22 protein-coding genes and 1 pseudogene are annotated in these 19,373 nt (G+C 69.5%); 8 read left to right on the forward strand and 15 right to left on the reverse strand.

Annotated features, from left to right (window positions below; all coding sequences use genetic code 11):
* Positions 1–29: 29 nt before the first annotated feature.
* Positions 30–971: an ABC transporter substrate-binding protein gene (locus GVY64_RS08265; protein ID WP_159839984.1), complete on the forward strand. Its 942-nt coding sequence runs from the start codon at positions 30–32 to the stop codon at positions 969–971.
* Positions 972–1,035: 64 nt separating this feature from the next.
* Here GVY64_RS08265 and GVY64_RS08270 read toward each other — a convergent pair whose 3' ends face one another.
* Positions 1,036–1,191, reverse strand: a complete 156-nt coding sequence (locus GVY64_RS08270; protein WP_159839985.1) for a hypothetical protein — start codon at positions 1,189–1,191, stop codon at positions 1,036–1,038.
* 362 nt (positions 1,192–1,553) lie between these two features.
* Between GVY64_RS08270 and GVY64_RS08275 the strand changes: the two genes are divergently transcribed.
* Positions 1,554–1,832: a hypothetical protein gene (locus GVY64_RS08275; protein WP_043736702.1), complete on the forward strand. Its 279-nt coding sequence runs from the start codon at positions 1,554–1,556 to the stop codon at positions 1,830–1,832.
* Positions 1,833–1,934: 102 nt separating this feature from the next.
* Here GVY64_RS08275 and GVY64_RS08280 read toward each other — a convergent pair whose 3' ends face one another.
* Positions 1,935–5,162, reverse strand: a complete 3,228-nt coding sequence (locus GVY64_RS08280; RefSeq protein ID WP_201297938.1) for a BTAD domain-containing putative transcriptional regulator — start codon at positions 5,160–5,162, stop codon at positions 1,935–1,937.
* 57 nt (positions 5,163–5,219) lie between these two features.
* On the opposite strand from GVY64_RS08280, the gene GVY64_RS38655 reads away from it, so the two are divergent.
* From GVY64_RS38655 to GVY64_RS08290, 3 genes are all read left to right on the forward strand, one after another.
* A complete protein-coding gene (locus GVY64_RS38655; RefSeq protein WP_268895600.1) occupies positions 5,220–5,351 on the forward strand; it encodes a hypothetical protein in 132 nt (43 codons plus the stop codon).
* A complete protein-coding gene (locus tag GVY64_RS08285; protein WP_159839986.1) occupies positions 5,351–5,938 on the forward strand; it encodes an NADPH-dependent FMN reductase in 588 nt (195 codons plus the stop codon). Before GVY64_RS38655 ends, GVY64_RS08285 begins: the two co-directional genes overlap by 1 nt.
* A 134-nt stretch (positions 5,939–6,072) precedes the next feature.
* Complete coding sequence (locus GVY64_RS08290; RefSeq protein ID WP_159839987.1) at positions 6,073–6,624, forward strand: dihydrofolate reductase family protein; 552 nt, start codon at positions 6,073–6,075, stop codon at positions 6,622–6,624.
* Positions 6,625–6,699: 75 nt separating this feature from the next.
* On the opposite strand, the gene GVY64_RS08295 is transcribed toward GVY64_RS08290, so the two are convergent.
* The 3 genes from GVY64_RS08295 to GVY64_RS08305 form a co-directional block, all read right to left on the reverse strand.
* Positions 6,700–6,942, reverse strand: a complete 243-nt coding sequence (locus tag GVY64_RS08295; protein WP_159839988.1) for a hypothetical protein — start codon at positions 6,940–6,942, stop codon at positions 6,700–6,702.
* A 323-nt stretch (positions 6,943–7,265) separates the two neighbouring features.
* The gene (locus tag GVY64_RS08300; protein WP_268895601.1) at positions 7,266–8,231 is read right to left on the reverse strand and encodes a DUF5996 family protein; all 966 of its coding nucleotides are present in this window, start codon (positions 8,229–8,231) and stop codon (positions 7,266–7,268) included.
* Between the two features lie 228 nt (positions 8,232–8,459).
* Entirely contained in the window at positions 8,460–8,654 is a 195-nt protein-coding gene (locus GVY64_RS08305; protein ID WP_159839989.1) for a hypothetical protein, read from the reverse strand.
* A 424-nt stretch (positions 8,655–9,078) separates the two neighbouring features.
* Between GVY64_RS08305 and GVY64_RS08310 the strand changes: the two genes are divergently transcribed.
* Together GVY64_RS08310 and GVY64_RS08315 are read left to right on the forward strand one after the other, a co-directional pair.
* Entirely contained in the window at positions 9,079–9,921 is an 843-nt protein-coding gene (locus GVY64_RS08310; RefSeq protein WP_159839990.1) for a class I SAM-dependent methyltransferase, read from the forward strand.
* Between the two features lie 5 nt (positions 9,922–9,926).
* Positions 9,927–10,541 (forward strand): TetR/AcrR family transcriptional regulator, encoded by a 615-nt coding sequence (locus GVY64_RS08315; RefSeq protein WP_159839991.1) that lies wholly within the window; start codon positions 9,927–9,929, stop codon positions 10,539–10,541.
* Positions 10,542–10,595: 54 nt separating this feature from the next.
* Here GVY64_RS08315 and lipB read toward each other — a convergent pair whose 3' ends face one another.
* The 4 genes from lipB to GVY64_RS37695 all read right to left on the reverse strand — a co-directional run bounded on the left by lipB (position 10,596) and on the right by GVY64_RS37695 (position 13,590).
* Positions 10,596–11,231, reverse strand: a complete 636-nt coding sequence (lipB, locus tag GVY64_RS08320) for a lipoyl(octanoyl) transferase LipB (protein WP_159839992.1) — start codon at positions 11,229–11,231, stop codon at positions 10,596–10,598.
* Positions 11,232–11,309: 78 nt separating this feature from the next.
* Entirely contained in the window at positions 11,310–11,789 is a 480-nt protein-coding gene (locus GVY64_RS37200) for a hypothetical protein (protein ID WP_201297939.1), read from the reverse strand.
* Between the two features lie 377 nt (positions 11,790–12,166).
* Positions 12,167–13,453 (reverse strand): PucR family transcriptional regulator, encoded by a 1,287-nt coding sequence (locus GVY64_RS08330; RefSeq protein ID WP_328820890.1) that lies wholly within the window; start codon positions 13,451–13,453, stop codon positions 12,167–12,169.
* Entirely contained in the window at positions 13,450–13,590 is a 141-nt protein-coding gene (locus tag GVY64_RS37695) for a hypothetical protein (protein WP_236566707.1), read from the reverse strand. Before GVY64_RS37695 ends, GVY64_RS08330 begins: the two co-directional genes overlap by 4 nt.
* Before the next feature lie 31 nt (positions 13,591–13,621).
* Between GVY64_RS37695 and GVY64_RS08335 the strand changes: the two genes are divergently transcribed.
* Positions 13,622–14,548, forward strand: coding sequence for a class I adenylate-forming enzyme family protein (locus GVY64_RS08335; RefSeq protein ID WP_159839993.1), 927 nt, complete (start codon positions 13,622–13,624; stop codon positions 14,546–14,548).
* Positions 14,549–14,874: 326 nt separating this feature from the next.
* Here the strand turns inward: GVY64_RS08335 and GVY64_RS08340 are convergent, their stop codons facing one another.
* From GVY64_RS08340 to GVY64_RS08365, 6 genes and pseudogenes are all read right to left on the reverse strand, one after another.
* Positions 14,875–15,630: a ZIP family metal transporter gene (locus GVY64_RS08340; protein ID WP_236566697.1), complete on the reverse strand. Its 756-nt coding sequence runs from the start codon at positions 15,628–15,630 to the stop codon at positions 14,875–14,877.
* 202 nt (positions 15,631–15,832) lie between these two features.
* Positions 15,833–16,741: an alpha/beta hydrolase gene (locus tag GVY64_RS08345; RefSeq protein WP_159840080.1), complete on the reverse strand. Its 909-nt coding sequence runs from the start codon at positions 16,739–16,741 to the stop codon at positions 15,833–15,835.
* 496 nt (positions 16,742–17,237) lie between these two features.
* Positions 17,238–17,960 (reverse strand): alpha/beta fold hydrolase, encoded by a 723-nt coding sequence (locus GVY64_RS08350; RefSeq protein ID WP_159839994.1) that lies wholly within the window; start codon positions 17,958–17,960, stop codon positions 17,238–17,240.
* 139 nt (positions 17,961–18,099) lie between these two features.
* A pseudogene (locus GVY64_RS38660) lies at positions 18,100–18,207 on the reverse strand (NAD(P)H-binding protein); the annotation flags it as partial.
* Positions 18,207–18,647, reverse strand: a complete 441-nt coding sequence (locus tag GVY64_RS08360; RefSeq protein ID WP_159839995.1) for an SgcJ/EcaC family oxidoreductase — start codon at positions 18,645–18,647, stop codon at positions 18,207–18,209. The gene GVY64_RS08360 and the pseudogene GVY64_RS38660, both read right to left, overlap by 1 nt.
* Entirely contained in the window at positions 18,644–19,366 is a 723-nt protein-coding gene (locus GVY64_RS08365) for an SDR family NAD(P)-dependent oxidoreductase (RefSeq protein ID WP_201297940.1), read from the reverse strand. Before GVY64_RS08365 ends, GVY64_RS08360 begins: the two co-directional genes overlap by 4 nt.
* Positions 19,367–19,373: the final 7 nt, after the last annotated feature.

The following is a 19,373-nucleotide window of genomic DNA, read 5'->3' on the forward strand; positions in this document are numbered from 1 at the left end:
GCGCCGCACATCCGAACCGAGGAGCGATCATGACCATTCGTGTCGGCTACTTCCCGCACAACAATTCCCTGTTCGTCCTGCGCCACCGCGGCATCCTGGAGAACCTGCTGCCCGAGGTGGAATGGGTGGACCTGCGTGACCTGCCGCGCCCGGCGCCGGTCGACCCGCGATCGGGACTACCGTCGCTGCATTCCGATCACCTGTTCGAGGGCGGTTACGACTTCATCGGCACGGGCTTCACACCGCCGCTGACCGCGCTCGCCAACGGACGCGACATCGTCTACGTCGGCATCTCCGGGCCGCGGGTGGAGAACGGCCGCCTGGTCACCAGGGCCGATTCCGGTATCGAGACGGTGCTGGATCTGAAGGGCAAGCGGGTCGGCATCGCGCACGGTTCCTGGCAGACCACCCTCGCCCTGCTCGCGCTGGACCGCGCGGGCCTGGCGTGGAAGGACATCGAGCCGGTGGACACCGACGTGCACGACGGCGGCGCGGCGCTGCTGCGCGGCGATCTGGACGCCTGGGTCGGCGCGTACCCAGGTCTGGCCGCGATCGAGGCGGCCGCCGACCTGCGGACGCTCGTGGACACCGAGTCGCTGTTCAGCCACCCCTCGCTGTGGTTCACCCGCCGGGACTTCGCCGAAGGCAACCCCGCGGCGCTCACGGCGATCATCACCGCTTTGCAGCAGTCGGACGCGTGGATCGAGGACAACCCGCGCGCGGCCGCCCGGTACTTCGTCGACGACGTGACAGCCCGCGGCGGGACCGCGAGCCTGGACGCGTGGGAGGCCGCGCTGCGCGGCAGGCCCTTCGGCGTCGAACCCGTATCCGAGGAATTCCTCGACGAACAGCAGCACGCGGCCGATCTGCTGGCCGCCAACGGCCTGCTGCCGCGGACGGTGCGGGTGCGGGACGCGGTACTGCCGTGGATCGGCGAGACGGTGATCGCGAAATCCGGCGTAACGGTCTGATCGGACGAACGGCGGGCCGGGGTGTCGCAGGATCCCGGCCCCGTTCGGCGTGTTCGAGGAAATGTCAGCGCGGTGAGATATTCGGCCTGCCGCCGTGTCTTTCGGTGGAGCGCAGCTCGTACCAATAAGCGGCGACAGCGGTGGCATAACCGGCCACGACGGCTGTCGCGGTGACGATCAACAGCGTGATGAACAGTGGAATCAAAATAGCGGTGTGCATTGTGCCCTCCCCGCGGTCACGGTGATCTCAGCGGAAGGTTCGGCGCCGCACTGCACCGACATGTCGGTCCCGCACCTAGTGAAATCGTAGTGCTCGCAGCCTCCTGCGGCACGGCAGACGGCTGTGAGTTCGATCATGGGCGGAACGGTGTGTCGCGGAGAATACCTGCGCACCGTGCGGTCTAATCGATCTTGCCTCGACTTCCCCGGCAGGGAAGCAGGACGCGACACGGGACCGCCGAATCAGCGGCCGTGGGCGTCGCAGTGCCCGTCGCGCGCCGGAATTCTACGGTGGCGCGGTTCTTTCGCTCGAATCTGTCTCCGGCATCACCTCGGCATGCGAAAAGGAGCACGAACGTGAGCATGATTCTCGCCGCGCTGCACGACACCGTGATCGCGCAGTTCGAAAATCCGACCGCGGAAGAGCCGCCGCTCGCGGACAAACTGATGCAGATGGGCCGTTACTTCACCTGGTTGGTCCAGTTGTCCGGAATCACGGCGATCACCTACGGCGGCGGCAGGTTCGCGTGGGAGAAATGGAACGGCGGGACTCTCCAGTCGCCGAAGATGGTCGCCAGCGCGATGGCCGGTGGCGCGGTGGCGACGAGTGCGGGCACGATCATGAACGCGATCATCGGCTGACCCGCGGTCCGATTCGTGACGCACCGGCTCGGCGGCCACCGTCGGGCCGGTGTTGTTCGGCCCCGACGACTGCATCGCCGGGCAGCGGTGCGTTGCATGGTGTCAGGTGGCGGCGATGCTCAGCATGACCTCAGCCGCCAGGTCGCGCGCCTCGAGCGGAGCCGATCGTGTTCCCGCGGTGTGGCGCTCGGCGAAAGCGCGCTCGCCGAGCGCCGCGCTCGTGAGGTTCGCCGGCCGGTCGATGTCGGGGCGTTCGGCGGGGAGCACAGCGATGCCGTTGGCCTCGCGCACCGCGGCGGCGGTGCCGAGCAGGAAAGCCGCGGCCTCCGGCAGACGTAGCTGGGCCAGTGGCGAGGCGAGCGCGGCCAGGGCGAAAGCTGTGTCGCGGGGTGCGCCGATGTGTTGCGCGCCGTCGAACGCGGTCAGGAACAACTCGAACGCGGCGTCGAGTTCGCCGCGCTGCTCCAGGATGTAGCCCAGCTCGACCTGCAGCATCGGCAGGAACAGCGGAGTCTCCTCGCCCTCGGCCAGGGGGAGTGCCAGCAGCTCGCGCACGATCCGCTCCGCCGCGTCGGCTCGGCCGTCGCGCCGCGCGACGAACGCGAGCACGATCGAGGCGAACAACCGTCCGGGGTCGTACCCGTGCTCGGCCGCGATGCGCTGCGCCTGTTCTCCGAGCGTCCGCGCCCGGCTGAACTCGGTGTGCTGCATGGCGATCCAGCTCAGCCAGCACAGGTGCGTGCACGCTTGCCCCCACAGTTCCAGTTCCTGCGCGAGGCCGAGTGCGTCGGCGTGGATGTCGGCAGCGGCAGCCAGTTCACCGGTGAGCTCGGCCAGCCCGCCGAGCCACTCCGCGGCCTGCAGGCGGCCCCAGCGGTCGTCGAGCTCGGCGAACAGCCGCGCGGCCGTGCGCGCGTGCCGTTCCAGTTCCGGCAGGTCGACGCGATTGTGCGCCGCCTTGGCCAGCGCCACGTGCGCGGACGCCACGCCCCAACGGTCACCGAGTTCCGCGCAGACCGGCAGCGCCTTGCGCAGCAGCGCTTCCAGCTCGAGCACGTCACCGGATTCCAGTGCGGAGAACCCGAGGAACAGTTCGGCGCGCGCCCGCCCGGCCGGATCATCGACCGTGTCGTACAGGGCGAACACCGCGGCACGCTTGGCGTGACCGTCTCCGAATTCGCCTTGCTGGAAGGCGAATCCGGTGTTCCACGCCATTGCCCGAGCCCGATGACGCGGTGCGCCGCCGAGCGCCAGCGCCGCGTCCAGCCACCGCCGCGCCTCGGTGAGCCGCCCGCGCAGCTGCCAGTACCAGGCGAGCGCGTTCACCAGCCGCAGCGCCCGGTCCGCATCGCCCGCGCGCAGAAAACCGTCCAGCGCCGCACGCAGATTCGCCGAGTCGTCGTCCAGGCGCCGCAGCCAGCGCCGCTGGTCGGCGCCGTACAGCTCGGGTTCGGCGCGCTCGGCCAGCCGCAGGTGGTACCGATGGTGGGCCAGGTGCGCCGCCTCGAACTCACCGGCCTCGGCCAGCCGGTCGAGACTGAACGCGGCCACCGATTCCAGCAAGCGGTAACGGCGTCCGGCCGGGTGCACCAGCGACCGGTCGGCCAGCCTGCCGACGACGTCGGTGACCATCGACGCGTCCACGGCCGGATCGTCGCCCACGGAGCACACCGCCTCCGCGGCCGCCAAGGTGCAACCGCCCGTGTGTACCGCCAGCCTGCGCAGCACCGCTTGCTCGGTCTCGTCCAGCAGGCCCCAGCTCCAGTCGATCATCGCCGCCAGGGTCTGCTGCCGCGGCGGCACTCCGCGATGCCCGGTGGCCAGCAGCTTGAACCGGTCGTCGAGCCGGGCGACGATCTCGTGCACACCCAGCGCGCGCACCCGGGTGGCGGCGAGCTCCAAAGCGAGCGGAATACCGTCGAGCCTGCGGCACAGCGTCGCGACCGGCGCGGCGGTGTCGCCGTCGAGGGTGAAATCGCGGTCACCCGCGCGCGCTCGCGTGACGAACAGGCGCACCGCTCCCGCTCGGGCGATCTCGTCCGGCGCCGCGTCCCGGGCGGGCACCTCCAGTGGTTCCAGGGCGACGACGTCCTCGCCGGGCAGCCGCAGCGGCTCCCGGCTGGTGGCCAGGATGCGCACTCGGGGGGCCGCGCCGAGCAGCACCTCGGCCAGGTCGGCGGCGCGGTCCACCACGTGCTCGCAGTTGTCCAGCACCAGCAGCAACTCTTGCTCGGCCAGCGCCTCGCACAGCGACCCGGTCGGGTCGGCGCCGTCCACGGCGCGGATGCCGAGCACACCGGCCACGGCGTCGGCCAGGAACGTCGCGCCGTCGGTCCTGGTCGGTTGCAGCGCGGCCAGTTCCACCAGCCAGGTTCCGTTGCCGAAGCGTCCGGTCACCGCCGCGGCGGCGGCGAGCGCCAAGCGCGTCTTGCCCACCCCACCGGGCCCGGTCAGCGTGACGAGCCGGGCGTCGCCGACGGCGTCGCACAACTGCGCGAGGTCGGCGTCGCGGCCGATCAGCTCGGTGCGCGGCGCGGGAAGGTTCGAGCTGCGCCGCCGGGCGACGACGCTTTCCGGTGACCGGGCGGCGCGGGGCAGGTCCTGCGCCAGGATCGCGCGGTGCAACTCGACCAGTTCCGGGCTCGGGTCGATGCCGAGTTCGTCGGCGAGGTGCCTGCGCAGCTCCTCGTAGCCGTCCAGCGCCTCGGCCTGCCTTCCCGCGCCGTAGAGCGCGCGCAGATGGGCGGCGCGCAACCGCTCGCGCAGCGGGTGCGCCGTCACGAAGGCGGTGAGTTCGCCGGCGACTTCCCGGTATTCGCCCAGCGCCAGCCGCGTTTCCGCCAGCTCCTCCACTGCCACCAGGCGCTGCTCCTCGAGCTGGGCGATGGCGGGCTGGGCGAACGGCGCGTCCCGGAAATCGGCGAACGCGGGCCCGCGCCAGAGGGCGAGTGCCGCCGTGAGCGCGCCGGCCCGCTCGGCCGGGTCGGTCGCCGCGCGCGCGGCAGCCACCAGCGCGCGGAACTCCTGCGCGTCGATCTCGGTGGTGGCCAGCCGATATCCCGGTGGCGGGGAGACCACCAGATCCCGTCCGCCGGGTTCGGCGTCTGCCAGTGCCCTGCGCAGCTGCGAGGCCTTGGCCGCCAGCGTGCCCGCCGGATTGCCGGGCGGGTCGTCGGTCCAGATGTCATCGATCAACCGGTCACCGGACACCGGTTGGCCGGGCGTGACCAGCAGGTCGGCCAGCAGCGCCCGCACTTTGGTCCCCGGAATCGGCACCACGTCGCCCACATCCGTCCAGACCGTCAACGGACCGAGCACCCCGAAACGCATGCGGGCAGCCTATGTCAGCGGCGCCGGAGGCCGACCGCAAACAAATCGGAAGGTGCTGTGCCCACAGTGGGAACGCCGGACATCGGACTCGCGGAAAGAGAGCTCGACATGAAACCCATCCCCGCCCCGCCCCGGATCGGCTACGCCACAGGCGCCGTCGAGAAGACGCTCGCCGCCGAGGGCCTGTGATGACGGGCGCGGGCCAGGTCCGGGTGGCGCTGATCGTGGGCAGCACCCGCACCGGCCGTTTCGGCCCCACAGTGGCGGACTGGTTCGCCGGGCGGCTGGACCGCCGCAGGCAAGTGGACGTGGACCGGATCGATCTCGCGACGACGGGGCTGCCCGATCGACTGACCGATCACGACGAGCCGCTCCCGGCCGCGGTCCGCGCTCTCGGCGCGCGGCTGGCGGTCGCGGAGGCGTTCGTCGTGGTCACTCCGGAGTACAACCGGAGCTTCCCGGCCGCGGTGAAGAACGCCGTCGACTGGTTCGACGCGGAGTGGGCCGCCAAGCCGGTCACGGTGGTGGGATACGGCGGCGACGCGGACGGCGGTCACGCCGCCGCCCAGCTACGGCCTGTCTTCGGCGAACTGAACGCCGTGCCCATCCGGCGTACCGTGACCATCACCAAGGCCTGGCAGCGCTTCGCGAGCGACGGCAGCTGGCCGCGGCGCGACGCGGAACTGGACGAAACCGTCGATGCCGCGATCGACCAGCTCTTGTGGTGGGCGTGCGCCTTGCGCGCGGCCCGGGCCTGCACGCCGTTCGTGCGGTAGAAAGCAACCGCGAACCGAGTCGGTGCGCCGGTGACGGACCGACCGTAAACAAACCGTAAGGCGGTGCAGGCAGAGTCGTTCTCGACAGCGAGACCGGCCGCATCCGGCGACCGCCGCACGTGAAAGGAAAACCGATGGGCACCATCGCAGTACACGAATTCATCGCCCTCGACGGGGTGTACGAGGATCCGTCCTGGACCTTCGAGTACGGGTTCGACCCGAAGATGGGGGAGACCCTGGGTGCGATCACCTCGGCGTCGAAAGCGATCCTGCTGGGCCGCACCACCTTCGAGATGTTCGCCCCGGCCTGGTCGACCCGCACCGCCGAGGACGACCCGGGCGCGCCGTTCTTCAACGACACGATGAAATACGTGGTGGGTGCGGGGGAGCCGCAGGTGGAATGGGCCAACAGCACCCGTCTGGGCGCTTACGACGCGGATGTCATCCGCAAGCTGAAGGACGAGGTCGACGGCGTCATCTACGTCAGCGGCAGCGGCACGCTGGTGCGGGCGCTGCTCGCGGACGGTTTGGTCGATGACCTGCATCTGTTCGTGTACCCGATCGCGCTCGGCAAGGGTAAGCGCCTGTGGAGCGACGGTGTGGAGGCGACCAAGCTCGCGCTCAAAGAACAGGAGGTCTACGCCAACGGCGTCGTCCACTTGGACTACGGTCCTGCCGAGGCCTGATGCCACGCGGAAGGGCGGCCCGTTCGGGCCGCCCGAGCGATCCGGCTCGCCGCGGGGTGGGCGACGGGGCCGGGATCAGCGCCCCCCGGTGCAGTAACCCTCCGGGGTGTACTGGCACGGACGCTCGTTGCGTCCACGGTATCCGCCGTGGTTGCTGCTCCTGGAACGCTCGCCCACACCGGAACCGCGCTTGTCGGCGGGGTTGTGCGAGTACCGGTCCGCTGTGGTGGTGACAGAAGGTTCGGGCCAAGCGACCGCCGCCGCCGTGAAGACCGACCCACCGATCAGCGCCGAGGCCACCACTCGACGCACTGTCACGCGCTTCCTCGTGTTGTGCATTAGTTTCATCCCGTCGATTAACGTGCCGTCATATAACGATACATTGATCAATGAGTCGTTGGCCATAATAACTTCCCACTGTGGGGAACGGCTCGGTCGACCAGCGCCGATGAGGTCCGTGCTGCTACGTGTTCGATCTTGCCCTGTGCAACGTGCCGTTGTTCAGGTAACCGCGCAGAGTGCGCCCCAAACCCTGACGAGCACATCCGGCCCGCGGGCTACGCATGCGGAGAGGGCGTCCCGCTGCTGGAACGATCACCTGCGACCGTCGAGGGCCGCATCGATTCACCCGGCCGAGCCGGTCACCGTCGCGTCTGCTCTGTGCCGCGCGATCCACGTTCGCGCTGCCAGCGATCCGGGTCGGCCTCCAGCGCGGCGCGGTCCCAGTGGCCGAGTCCGGCGGCGGCCGCATACGTCGTGTCGAGGAACTCGAGCAGTGCGCGCTCGGGTGCCGGGGACGTGCGAACCGCCTCGTAGGGCAGGAGGAATTGGCCGTTCTCCCGGCTGTAGAAGGCATCCGGCGGACCGACCGGGTACTCGGCGAACCCCTCGGGCTCCGGGTACGCGTAGGCGTAGAAGGCGCCTTCGGCCCCGCCGCCAGGCCAGAAGCCGCAACTGCTCAGTTCGTGCGAGTAGCCCTCGACCATGACCCAGTCGCCGCAGTTGGGCGCGCCACCCGGGTGCCGAGGAGCTGCCCGCCCGGAGAATCTGGTGCACGCCAAGTCCATCGCTCCCCAGAAGAAGTGCACCGGGCTCACTTTGCCGATGAAACGCGAACGGAACTCGTGCATGACCCGATCGGCGGCGAGCAGTTGGCGCCAGAACAAGGTGGCCGCAGCCGCGTCATAGGAGCGATGCTCGTAGTCCTCGGCGAACGGGATGGCGGGTTCGACCTCGTTGGGCCTGGCCTGGATGCGCACCGGAACGCCGAGTTCGCCCAAAGCCTCGACGGTTTCGGCGTAGAAGGCCGCGACCGGCTTGGGTTCGAGCGCGACCTGCCGGCTTCGGCCGTCGCTGGACCGGATGTGCAGCTGATGATCGAGGAAGTCGAATTCGATGTCGAAGCAACCGGTCGGATGCGGGATGGACGAGGTGGTCAGTCCCCTCGGGCTGACGTAGAAGGTGACCTGCCACCAGTGGTTGACCAGCGGAGCGTGGGAGAGCCGGATCTTGCCGACGATCTGCGTCCACATGTGCAGCGTCTCCCGCGTGGGCGTCCAGTCGTCCACCCGCAGCGCCGGCCACGGCCCGGTCGTGGCTTCTGTCACTGCGCACCTCCGTCTCGTTCGGGGTTGTCGGTGCCGGTGCCGCACGCAGGCGCCCGCGAAGCCCGGCGCAGTGCTCGTAATCCGCACCGTACCCCGTGCGCAGGCCCTCGGAAGCTCGACATGCGACAGAGTTGGCAACTGTCCGGCAACATTGCCTGCCTCCGCTGCGGACCGATCAACCCGACGGACACGGCGCACAGGCATGCCCCGGGATCGGCAGGCGACCCCTCACGGCCTGCGCGGCCACCTGTCGTCGGGTGACGGCATGCTCGCCAACGGCAGGGCGACGCCCTTCCGGGTTGCCCGGGCTCTGCGGCGGGAATCCGGATCCCACACCATGGCCGCGGCCGCACCGCCGAGCAGAACCACGACGATGCCGACGATCGCCACCCACAGCAGTACCACCGATGTTTCTCCAGTCATCCCCGTCCGCTCCGTATGGCACGTTATCCCCAGGCGGACAATTGCTTTCGCGATGGCGAGCATTCTTCCCACGCCGGGTGGCCGGCGCGAATCGACGCGCGGATTCTGTGCTGTGCCAGCACCACGAGCTCCCGCGTTTGGGATACGTCTGGTAACGCATAATGTCGGGCACGGTGGGCCGGCAGGAAGCATCACCGACGCTCGGCGGACTGGTGGAGCGGCGCTCGTCGTGAAGGCGGGCATGCGCGCCTTGACGCCGAAGGCCCGTTTGGTGCCTGCGGCGCGCGCCTGACGCGATCGATTTCGTTCCCCCGAGAACCCGCCGTCCGCTCGAAGACGAGGCATCGCATTGACCTCGGCGACGCCGGGGGTCATTATGAACAGATGTTCATGAACATGTGTTCATAATGTTCGAGGAGGTTCGATGACCGAGATCGTCAACACCGCGCAAGCCGAGGCATGGAACGGCTACGAAGGTGCGCACTGGGCCGAACACGACGGCCGATACGACGCGGTCAACAGCGGGTTCAACGAGCCGCTGCTGACCGCCGCGGACATCCGGGACGGCGATCGAGTGCTGGACATCGGTTGCGGGAACGGACAATTGACGCGACTTGCCGCCGCCAGGGCGGGCTCAGGATCGGCGACCGGCCTCGACCTGTCCGGTCCGATGCTCGCCCGCGCCCGCGACCGCGCGCGGGCCGAGGGCATCGCGAATGTGTCGTTCCGGCAAGGCGACGCGCAGGTGCACCCGTTCCCCGCGGCCGCGTTCGACGTGGCGATGAGCCGCTTCGGGATCATGTTCTTCGCCGACCCGGTCGCCGCCTTCGCCAATATCGTCCGTGCGCTGCGACCCGGTGGCCGCCTCGCGTTCGTGGCCATGACCGCACTGGCGGGAACCGATCTCGGCACCGTATTCGGTTCGCTCGCCGCCCATTTCCCGTACGCCGGGCCGCAGGACGGCCACGGCCCCACCTCGTTCTCCGATCCCGGCCGGGTTCGCGAGGTGCTGTCGGCCGCGGGGTTCGACGACATCGGCTGCGCGCGGGTCGAGGCGGACGGCATCTGGGGCCGCGACACCGCGGACGCGGCCGAGTTCCTCTTGGGCTGGGGCCCGATCCGTCATCAGCTCAGCCTGGTGGACCCAGCGGTCGAGGTGGATGCCCGGCAGACGTTGCTCGACGCGTTGCGGCCGTTCGACGGCCCCGACGGCGTCCGGCTGCGCGGCACCGCCTGGCTGGTCACGGCGTCGGCGCCGCTACTGTAGGCCGAATGGCACCGAGAAAGGCCGCAGCCCTCAGCGATCGCGACGACGACCGTGATCTACGCGCCCACCTGATCGCTACCGCTGAGCGGATGATGGTGGAGCAGGGTTCGGCCGGTCTCACCGTCCGTGCAATCGCGCGAGCGGCCGGGGTCGCCACCGGGGTCCTCTACAACCATTTCGCCGACAAGGAGGAACTGCTCGCCGCCGCGCTGCGCGCGCACGTCGACGAGGTGCAACGCGGTCTCGGCCTGCTGCCGCAGGCGGGAACCGGTGCGGTAGAAGCGAATGTGCGCGTCTACCTGGACCGAGGACTGGCGCTGCACCGGGCGATCGTGCCGGTGATCGCCGGACTGCTCGCCCGACCCGAGGTACTCGCCCGCTTCGCCGAATCGGATGCCCGGCAGGACTGGCGGCATCGGCTGGCCGACTATCTGCACGCCGAACGTGATCTCGGCCGCCTCGCGCCGGACGCCCGGGTCGACGCCGCGGTCGCCGTGCTGGCGGGCATCTGCCACGACCAGGTCTTGTCCGCCCTGCTGGCGGCGCGGCCCGTCGCGGTCCCGCCATCGCTGGATTCGGTGGTGGCGGTGGTGCTCGACGGAATCCGCGCGCCGTCCTGAGTCCGGATCGTCGCCGTTTCCCGTCGGTACGTGATCGCCCGGCGCGCCGGACGATCAGCCGGCCTCGAACGCGGCGGCCACGATCGGGCGCACCTGTTCCATGGTGGCTGCCCCGGTCTCGCGGGCCACGGAGGTCATGTCGACGTCGGGAAGCCCGCAAGCGACAGCCCAGTGCCACGGTTCGAGGTCGCCGTTCACGTTGAGCGCGAAGCCGTGACTGGTGATCCCGCGGCTCTGGCGCATCCCGATGGAGACGATCTTGCGGGCGGTGCGGGTGGTCCACACCCCGGTGAGCAGTTCCGAGCCCGGTGGGGTGTCGCGGCGTTCCGCGGGAACGTCGAGCCGGCCGAGCGCTTCGATCAGGCGGAACTCGACCTCCCGGATGTAGTCGACCACCCCTTCGCCGGAATCGAGCCGCACGATGAGATAGCCGACCAGCTGGCCCGGGCCGTGATAGGTGAGCTGGCCCCCGCGAGTGGTTTCCACGACCGGGATGTGGTGAGCCGGATCGGGCAGGTGCTCCGGCGGCGTCCTGCGCCCGGCGGTGTAGACCGGCGGATGGCTCAGCAGCCACAGAGTGTCCGGCCGCGCGCCGCTGTGGCGTTCGTCGACCAGCTCGGCCATGCGCTCCATGGCCTTGTCGTAGTCGACGAGGTCGTCCTGGATCAGAGTCAGCGGCCGGGATCGCATGCTCCGACCATATCGCCCGCTGCCGTACCGGCGAACCCGCCCCGTGACGGCCAGGTCTCGGCGCCGCCCGCACGGCGACTAGGACGTGGTGCGCAATCCCGGCTGTGGGTGGGGCGCCGCGGCGCGGCGCTTGGCGGCGAACGGCAGTGCCACCATGTACAGGCCGGAGAACAGCAGCACGGCGAGCGGCAGAAGCGGCAGGTAGGAAACCCAGACGAGGGGATCCTCGGGTGCCAAGGCGACGAATGTGGCGAGGACGGTCAGGAGGAAAACGATGCCCGACCAACGGTGCAGCCGCCGGACCCGCTGTGCGGGTCGGGGAGCCTCTGTCGCCACCTCCTGCCGGGGTACGGCTGCTCGGTCACGCCGCGTGCCGGTGTACCACGACACGAGTAGGCCGAGCCCGGAAAAGAGAAGCAGAGCGAGGGGAGGCAGTGGCACGTAGGACAACCAGACCGGGCCCTGTAGCGCCAAGGCGGCGACCGTGACGATCAAAGTCACGGCGAAGATGACGGCCAGCCACCGGTGGGTCTGCCGAATCCGCTTGTTCCAATCCATGAGTCCTCCTCTGCTTGTGCGCAACCCCCGGAGATCGCCGGGTGGACGTCGGTGGTGAAGACGCTAGCCAGGTCCGGTCACCAGTACTTCTCGATTCCTGATCGTTTCCGAAGGTGCCGCCGAGACCGAGGCTTCGAGTCCGAGGTCGACCGGTCGTGTCGCGCTGCTCGGTCAGCTCGGCGGGCTCGCCGTCACCGTCCTCGCCGCAGCCCCGGCCTCCCGCGGCGTGCCCGGAGCTGCCGATCTCGCGTGCGAGCACAGTCCGGAGTGGGACCGGTTTCGCCATGACATTCCTGGTCCGCGGGATCATTCGCGGGGCGATGTTCGTGGTCGTCGCGGTCAGCGCCGTGGGCGGTGTCGCGTTGCCGATCGCGCACTCACGCCGTTTCCGGCCGCGGAGCCCGCGGTCCGTACCAGTGGCAGATCAGCAGGGCGAGTTCGACGTCGAGCCGATCGCCGGCGATGGGCCTGCCGCGTCGGGAAATCGCGCGACCGACGCGGTATTTCACCGAGTTGGAGTGCAGGTCGAGTTCCATGGCGGCCGCTTTGTAGCTCGATCCGGAGCGCAGGAATACCTGGAGTGTCTCGCGCAGCCGGGCGTCGTTGTCGGTGTCGCAAGCCAGGTCGCCGAGCACCTCACCGACCCATTCCCGGACTTCCGTCTCGTGGCCGCCGAGCAGGGCCGCCACCGGTAATCCGGGATCGTCGGCCGCGACGACCCGATCTCCGGTGTCCCCCCGCGCCAGCGCGACCGAACGTGCGCTCCGGGCCAGGCGATGCGACCGGCGAAATCCCGCGACGCCGGGAGCCATCGCGCCGATCGCCACCCGCGGCGCATCGCTCAGCGCGGCCGTGAAACCGCGGAGGCGCGCGACCGCGTCGGACCGCGCCGAGCGGTACGGCAGCCAGGCCCAGCCGCTCCGTTGATCGTCGGCGACGAACAGAGGAGTCGCGTCGGCTCCCGCGGGCTCGGCCGAGCCGCGGACGAACCGCTCCAACCGGCCCAGTTCGTCGCCGGGCGTGCCGGAATCCGGATACCAGGCGATGAGCGCCAGATGGTGCCACCGCAGCGGATAGCGGATCTTCTCGGTGGTGGCGTCGACATCGACGGCGCTGTTGCCCTCCAGAATCTCGCGCACACCGAGCGCGCGGACGTTGTTGCGCGTTTCCAGCCAATGCTCGCGCTCGCTTTCGTACAGCGCGACGACTTGCTGGATCACTTGATCGAGGTATCCGAACAACCGCGTGGTCATCGCCCGGCCGACGAGGAATTGGTCGGCAGGCGCGAGGTCGGCTGCCTGCAGTTCGGCGAATACCTCTTCGGTCACCAGCCGCTGGCCGAGGTGATAAGCCCGGACGAGGGCATTGAGCGGGACGCCGTGCTGGGCCAGCCGCCGGGTGTACTCGCTGGCCGCCACGGGAAGGTGGATGCGCGCGGCGGGGATGTCGTGGCACAGCGCGTGCAGCACGGTGTCGATGTTGCCCTGCACACTCGCCCCGAGCAGGTCGACGGTGTGGACATCCGCGCGCAATTCGGATATCTCCTGCTCGACGCCGCGTCGGATACTCGCGCTGATCTCCGTCACCCGCTCGTTCATGCGGGCGGCGATTATCCCGACAAGACGGTCCATCTCGGCAGCACGGTCGCGACGAGAACTCGTCACCAGCCGATCGTAATTGCCGCGTCGGCGCCCGCGCGGCGAATCACGAGGTCGATATTGTCCTCCGGCGACAAAGCGGGCGAAGAAATTGAGCGTTGCACGACGGTGTCCAGCCCACCTGCGCTTTCTACCGTTGTCATCGAATCCCAACGCCGTTGCCGAGGAGATCGCATGACGCTTTCGACCCTCCCGGATCGTCGCGCCGACGCCGCCCCGCACGCACCCGCCATTGCCGATGATCGCATCGAACTGAACAACAGCGAATTCCTGGCGGCAGTCCAGCGGGCCGCTTCCGCTCTGCGCGCCGTGGGTGTCACGAGCGGCGACGTCGTGGCGACCATGCTGCCCGGGGCCGTCGACCTCGTGGTGTCGCTGTTCGCCACATGGCGCCTGGGGGCTGCGGCCGCCGTGATCGACCCGATGGTGAACGACGCGGAAGCGGGCCGACGGATATCCGACGCCGGTTCCACGGTCGTCATCGCCACCACCCGCCCCGCAGGGGTCGACCCTTCGGTTCCGGTCGTCCCGCTCGCCGCGACAGGACGCGACGTGGTCGATCCGGCGCGGCCCGATGCGGAGGAATTGGCGCTGATCACCTATTGCGGCGACGACCGGGAGATGCTCGACCACCGTCACCTCACAGCCATGTGCCGATTCGTGATCGAGGTGTTCGCCCTCACCGAGGCCGACCACAGCCTGTCGACTCTGCCGATGCGGCAGATCTGCGGCATCTGGCTGGGGGCCCTGTCACCGCTGGCCGTCGGTGGCCGCGCCACCATGGTCGGCCACCTCGACCCGTGGTCGTTCCTGGATCGGATCGAGCGATTCCGGCCCACCTACTCCTCCGCGGTCCCCGGCCTGTACGCGGCGCTGACGGAGTTGCCCGGCCGGATGCGGGCGGACACCACGTCGGTGCGCTTCGCCCTCTGCTGCGCGGCCCCTGCCCGGATCGAACTGCGCACCAGGTTTCAGCACCGCTATGGGATACCCATCGTCAATGGACATGGACTGAGCGAGGTCGTCGCGCGAGCGCACGCGCTCCGCTCACCGGCGGTGACAGAGCACGAACCGAGCAGCACGTACGTCGCGCCGCAGTGAGCAGGCCACCGGCCGGCGACGGAGTCCGTCCTCCGGTGGCTGATTGCGGGTGTCCGCGATCACCAGGGCAGGACGCCTTCGGCGTCGAAGAAGCCGCCGGTTGCAGGCCGCTGTTCGACGCCGGATAGGCGACGCCCGGGTAGGCATGCGCCTGGGTGCCCGGCGTGGCGACCCGGGTCGGAGAGGCGAGACTGCTGCTGATATCGACCACCACTGGGGCGGCGGAACGCTGAAGCAGCGGCGGGAACGCGTGCTGAAGCGCGCTCCAAATCGAGCAGGAACACATCTCGGGGTGCGAGCATCGACGAAACCCTTGGACAACAACACTAGTGATCGAGCTGGGACAGGGCGAACGCGGTGAGGAAACCGGACACCGTGATCAACCCCACCCACAGATGGGCGTTCTCGAACGCCTCCGGGATCATCGTGTCGGTGATCATGGCCAGGATCGCGCCGGCGGCCAAGGCGGTGATGGCGGCCAGCACGGCGGGCGCGGCGTCACCGAGCAGTCCGTAACCCGCCATCGCCGCCACACCACTGATCAGCGCTATACCGCCCCACAAGCCGAACACATAGCGCGGGTGGCGGTGCGCGCGGCGCATACCGGCCGCGCTGGACAAGCCCTCCGGGATGTTGCTGATGAATACCGCGGCCACCGTGACGGCGCTGACGGCTCTGCCGCCCAGCAGGCTCGTCCCGATGACGATGGATTCCGGTACACCGTCGAGCAGCGCGCCCAGCGCGATGGCGGTACCGGAGCCGGATTGTTCGGACTCGCTGGGCTGCTGGTCTCCCGAGCGCTTGCGGTGCCGGGCGCCGCGGCGGGCCAGGGCGATGTTGGCCAGGGTATAGATCACCGCACCGCCCACCGCGCCGATGGCGGTGGGCGGTAATCCGGCGCGTTCGTGCGCGTCGGCGATCAACTCGAACGACACAGCCGAGAGCAGCACTCCGCTGCCGAAGCCCATCACGGCGGCCACGATCTTCGCCGGGATCCGGGCGAAGAACCCCACCGAAGCTCCCATCAGCAAAGCGGATCCGGCCAGCAATCCCCACCCGCCCGCAGCCCACAACCCTGACACCCGACCGTCTCCTCACTGCTCGGAACGTGTCGGCCGGTCTGGATCATCGGCCGGCCACCTGTCGGAGCTACCCGCGTCTGCCGAGGCGGAAACGAGGCACTGCGAGTCGCGGCGTACGGGCGCCCCCCGCGTCCGAGCCCGCATGCCCTCGCCGGGCAGAGACGCTTTCGCCGAGAAGGCGCAACGCCGTCGGGACGGAGGATCAGTGTGCGCCGAGCGCGTCGAGGATCATCGGACGCGCCGTCGCGAGCGCTTGCTGCCAGTAGGGCCAGGTGTGCGTTCCGTCGAGGACGTCGATGCGGGCGGTGATATCCAGTGCCGCGAGCCGATCACGGAACATCTGCGCGGACGCGATCGTCATCGTCTCGAGGCTCATCGCGTTCACCGTGTTGCCGAGGCCGAACGGCAGATCGGGCGGGCCGGGCAGGCCGTTGCCGGTCGAGACGTACATCGGCAGTCCGCGCAGCAGTTCCGCTTGCTCGGTGGCGTCGTTGCGGCTCCAGGCGGGGTCGCCGGCCGGTCCCCACATGTCGTCGACATTGAAGTTGCCCTCGTCCCACATGGCGGCGCGCATCGCCTCGTTCCAGAGCGGGAAGGTCGGGTGCAGGAATCCGGAGAAGGAGCCGGCGAACTTGAACTGGTCGCGGTGATGGGCGGCCAGTGTCAGGGCGGCATTGCCTCCCATGGAGGGTCCGACGATGGCGTTGTTGGTGCGCGAGACGCCGTACCGCTGCAGATAGGCAGGCAGTTCCCGGGTGAGGAAGGTCTCCCATTTGTACGTCGTCTCTTGACCGTTCGTACTACTCGGCCGGTACCAGTCGGTGTAGAAGCTGGAATGCCCGCCGACCGGGAACACCAGGGTGACGTTGTCGTCCGCGAATTGGCGCAGAGCGTCGGTATCGGTCGTCCACTGACTGTGATCGGCCGGTGCGCGCAGGCCGTCGAGCACGTAGAGCGCCGCGCTCCCGCCGCGCGCCGCCCACTGCACCTGCACTTTGATCGGTCCCATGCTGGACGGCACGAAGAGATCCGTGTATCCGCCTGCCCTGGCCCGCGATATCGGTGCGTGAATCGGCGCGGCGGTGGCCACGGTCGCGCCGATCGACGACATGAGCACAATTGCCGCCACGGCAGCGCCTGCCTTCTCGATGATTCGCCGCTTTCCGGATCGCGCTGCCGCGCCCACCCGCGTACCTCCTACCCTGTTCGGTCACTGAAAATTCCGATTCGTTTGTCCGCGAGAGCAATTCGCACTCTCCACACTCGGGCCCGCCGCACCCGGGATCGGAAAGCACATCCTAGTTGCGCCGCGGCAGGTCCCCAGCGTCGTCGCAGTCAGGCATGGGAAGCCCAGACCTGATGTGCCGGTGGTGCGGGCGGCTCCCGGTACCGGGTGATCGATGCTGCCGTCCCGGGATGCCGGCTGGAAACGTTGGTGAGCGACCTTGCCAAATGGTAGCCCGAACAACTGCTCGCGACGCGCCTCCGGAACCGACCGACACTACGGCGTGTCGCCGACCGGCTCCCGTGCGGCGAACGGTCACCAGCGCTACGCGGAAACCGATCCGCACGCGGACGCCCCGGTCCGCGAGCGAAGCGTTGCCGGGCTACGGCCTGGGCAGCTCCGCCGCGGGCGTGCTCGGTGTCGCGCACAGTCTCGTGGCGAGGTCGGCCCACACTCGCGGATGGGTCGCCCAGAGATTGTGGGCGACGCCGGGGAGTTCCTCGAATCTTCCGCGTGGGACCAGTGCGGCGAGCTGACGCAGTGGCCACGACGGGCGGATGTCGTATTGCAGGGCCACGAAGGTCATCACCACATCGGAATCGGCCAACCGCCGCAGAAGGTCCGGTTCGTGGATCCACTGCACGAACGACGCGCTCAGGGCGGCGTGCACGTCCGGTGCCCACCCGACCTCGATGTCGGCTTCCAGATGCCGTGCGGACCGGTAGGCCTGGGACCAGGTGCGGTCCTTGTGCAGTCCGTGCCCGGCCACGCCGACCACGGATCCGACCCGGCCGGGATGGTCCAACGCGTAGCGCACCGCCAGGTCCGAGCCCCAGGAGTGGCCGAGCACCACCCAACGGTCGATCCCGGCGGCTCGCCGCACCGCTTCGATATCGGAGACGGCCCGGGCGAGGTCGTGTGGTCCGCCCTCGGAGCGTCCGACACCCCTGGGCTCCGGGTACCATGCGCGCATCCCGCGAGGAGCCAGCCGGTCGTCCTCGAGGTAATGGACGCTGCCCGGCCCGCCGGACAGGACCACGACCTCGGGTCCGCGTCCGGTGACACCGACGTGCAGCGAAATCCCGTCGTCGGCAGGCGCCGTCATCGATCGCATCGCACCCCCTGGCCGCAGCGGAACCGCATTGCCGATTCCGCCGCTCCACCTTATTGCCGAGACGCGTGTGGGCTCGCAAGGCGGGGCAGACCACAGCGGGTTGTGACGTCGCCACGCGTGGTGGCGCGGTGGTGGCCCGGCGGACGATCGCGGTGACGCGATGCCCTCGGGCCAGTGCCCGGTCGACCACCATGCGCCCGGTGCGTCCGGTGGCGCCGAGGACCGCGATGGCGGCCATCAGTGGGCGGCGGGGCGGGTGGCGGGCTGGGACCGGAACGACACCGCTTCCATGAGCGGTTTGCGCTGGGTCTTCTGCACGGCCGCGATGCGCCACTGCCCGTCGGTGTCGCGGACCACGGTGTAAGTGGCGAGTTTGCCCAGCTTCTTCGGCGCTCGCTTCCGTGATTCCCCGCGCGTCACGACGACCGCGGTATCCATGCCGTAGTACCGGATGTCGAGGATGTCGACGGTCAACCGCGTGCCTTTCAGGAAGCTGTCGAACAAGGCCTGGTGCGCGCGGCCGATCTCCGCACCGCCGCGGTAGACGGTGCCGACATAGGTGACGTCGGTGGCGTCCTCGGTGAAGCAGGCGCCGTAGGCGGCGCCGTCGCCGGCGTTCCAGGCCTGCCTGCTGCGCTCGAGGAGGGCGCGAATGGCGGCGGTGTCGGTGGTGGTCATTGCGATCTCTTTCGGTCGGCCAGCAGGGCCAGGGCGGCCCGGCGCGGGAGCAGCCGCAAGGCGGCGATGAGTGCCCGGTCGAGCGGGCTGGTGAGTACGACGGCGCCGGTGTCGCAGGCCAACGCCTTCCACGTGCGTTCCGCCACCTGCTCGGGCGTCTGGATCAGCCAGGGCGGCACGTCGGTGGCGGTCTGCGAGGCGGTGGCGGTGACGCCGGGACACAGGGCCAGCACCCGGACACCGCGTGATCGTTGTTCGTACCAGAGGGTTTCGGACAATGCCGTGACGAAGGCTTTCGTCGCGCTGTAGACGGCGAGGCCGGGTTTCGGTGTGTGCCCGAGCGTCGAGGACACGTTCACCAGCACGCACCCGGGCGTGGCCGCGCCGAGGAAGGCGCGAGCCAGAACGAGCACCGCCCGGCAGTTGAGATCCAGAGCGGCCAGCGATGATTCGATCGGGAGCGCGGCGAAATCGCCGTGCTCGGCGGTTCCGGCATTGTTGACCAGCAGCGTGTATCCGCCGGTGCGCAGCCGCTCCGCCGCCGCCCGCAATCCGTCTTCGGTGCCCAGATCGGCGGTGAGATAGTCGTGGCCGTCACCGAGTTCGGTGATCAGGGTCTCGAGCCCTTCGGCGCCGCGCGCCACGGCGGTCACCGAACAGCCGTGTGCGGCGAGAGTTGTCGCCATCGCCCGCCCGATTCCCGCACTGGCGCCGGTCACCAGAGCC

It is taken from the genome of Nocardia sp. CY41, assembly GCF_009829325.1.
Lineage (GTDB): Bacteria > Actinomycetota > Actinomycetes > Mycobacteriales > Mycobacteriaceae > Nocardia.

What these genes read in the sequence shown, in the direction of transcription:
- GVY64_RS08305 (WP_159839989.1), bottom strand. Translation starts at nt 8,654, where the DNA reads ATGACTGGAGAAACATCGGTGGTACTGCTGTGGGTGGCGATCGTCGGC.
- GVY64_RS08350 (WP_159839994.1), bottom strand. Translation starts at nt 17,960, where the DNA reads ATGACGGCGCCTGCCGACGACGGGATTTCGCTGCACGTCGGTGTCACC.
- lipB (WP_159839992.1), bottom strand. Translation starts at nt 11,231, where the DNA reads ATGCGATCCCGGCCGCTGACTCTGATCCAGGACGACCTCGTCGACTAC.
- GVY64_RS08315 (WP_159839991.1), top strand. Translation starts at nt 9,927, where the DNA reads ATGGCACCGAGAAAGGCCGCAGCCCTCAGCGATCGCGACGACGACCGT.
- GVY64_RS08310 (WP_159839990.1), top strand. Translation starts at nt 9,079, where the DNA reads ATGACCGAGATCGTCAACACCGCGCAAGCCGAGGCATGGAACGGCTAC.
- GVY64_RS08360 (WP_159839995.1), bottom strand. Translation starts at nt 18,647, where the DNA reads ATGACCACCACCGACACCGCCGCCATTCGCGCCCTCCTCGAGCGCAGC.
- GVY64_RS08285 (WP_159839986.1), top strand. Translation starts at nt 5,351, where the DNA reads ATGACGGGCGCGGGCCAGGTCCGGGTGGCGCTGATCGTGGGCAGCACC.
- GVY64_RS08335 (WP_159839993.1), top strand. Translation starts at nt 13,622, where the DNA reads ATGACGCTTTCGACCCTCCCGGATCGTCGCGCCGACGCCGCCCCGCAC.
- GVY64_RS08280 (WP_201297938.1), bottom strand. Translation starts at nt 5,162, where the DNA reads ATGCGTTTCGGGGTGCTCGGTCCGTTGACGGTCTGGACGGATGTGGGC.
- GVY64_RS08265 (WP_159839984.1), top strand. Translation starts at nt 30, where the DNA reads ATGACCATTCGTGTCGGCTACTTCCCGCACAACAATTCCCTGTTCGTC.
- GVY64_RS37695 (WP_236566707.1), bottom strand. Translation starts at nt 13,590, where the DNA reads ATGACAACGGTAGAAAGCGCAGGTGGGCTGGACACCGTCGTGCAACGC.
- GVY64_RS37200 (WP_201297939.1), bottom strand. Translation starts at nt 11,789, where the DNA reads ATGGATTGGAACAAGCGGATTCGGCAGACCCACCGGTGGCTGGCCGTC.
- GVY64_RS08270 (WP_159839985.1), bottom strand. Translation starts at nt 1,191, where the DNA reads ATGCACACCGCTATTTTGATTCCACTGTTCATCACGCTGTTGATCGTC.
- GVY64_RS08345 (WP_159840080.1), bottom strand. Translation starts at nt 16,741, where the DNA reads ATGTCGTCGATCGGCGCGACCGTGGCCACCGCCGCGCCGATTCACGCA.
- GVY64_RS08275 (WP_043736702.1), top strand. Translation starts at nt 1,554, where the DNA reads ATGATTCTCGCCGCGCTGCACGACACCGTGATCGCGCAGTTCGAAAAT.
- GVY64_RS08290 (WP_159839987.1), top strand. Translation starts at nt 6,073, where the DNA reads ATGGGCACCATCGCAGTACACGAATTCATCGCCCTCGACGGGGTGTAC.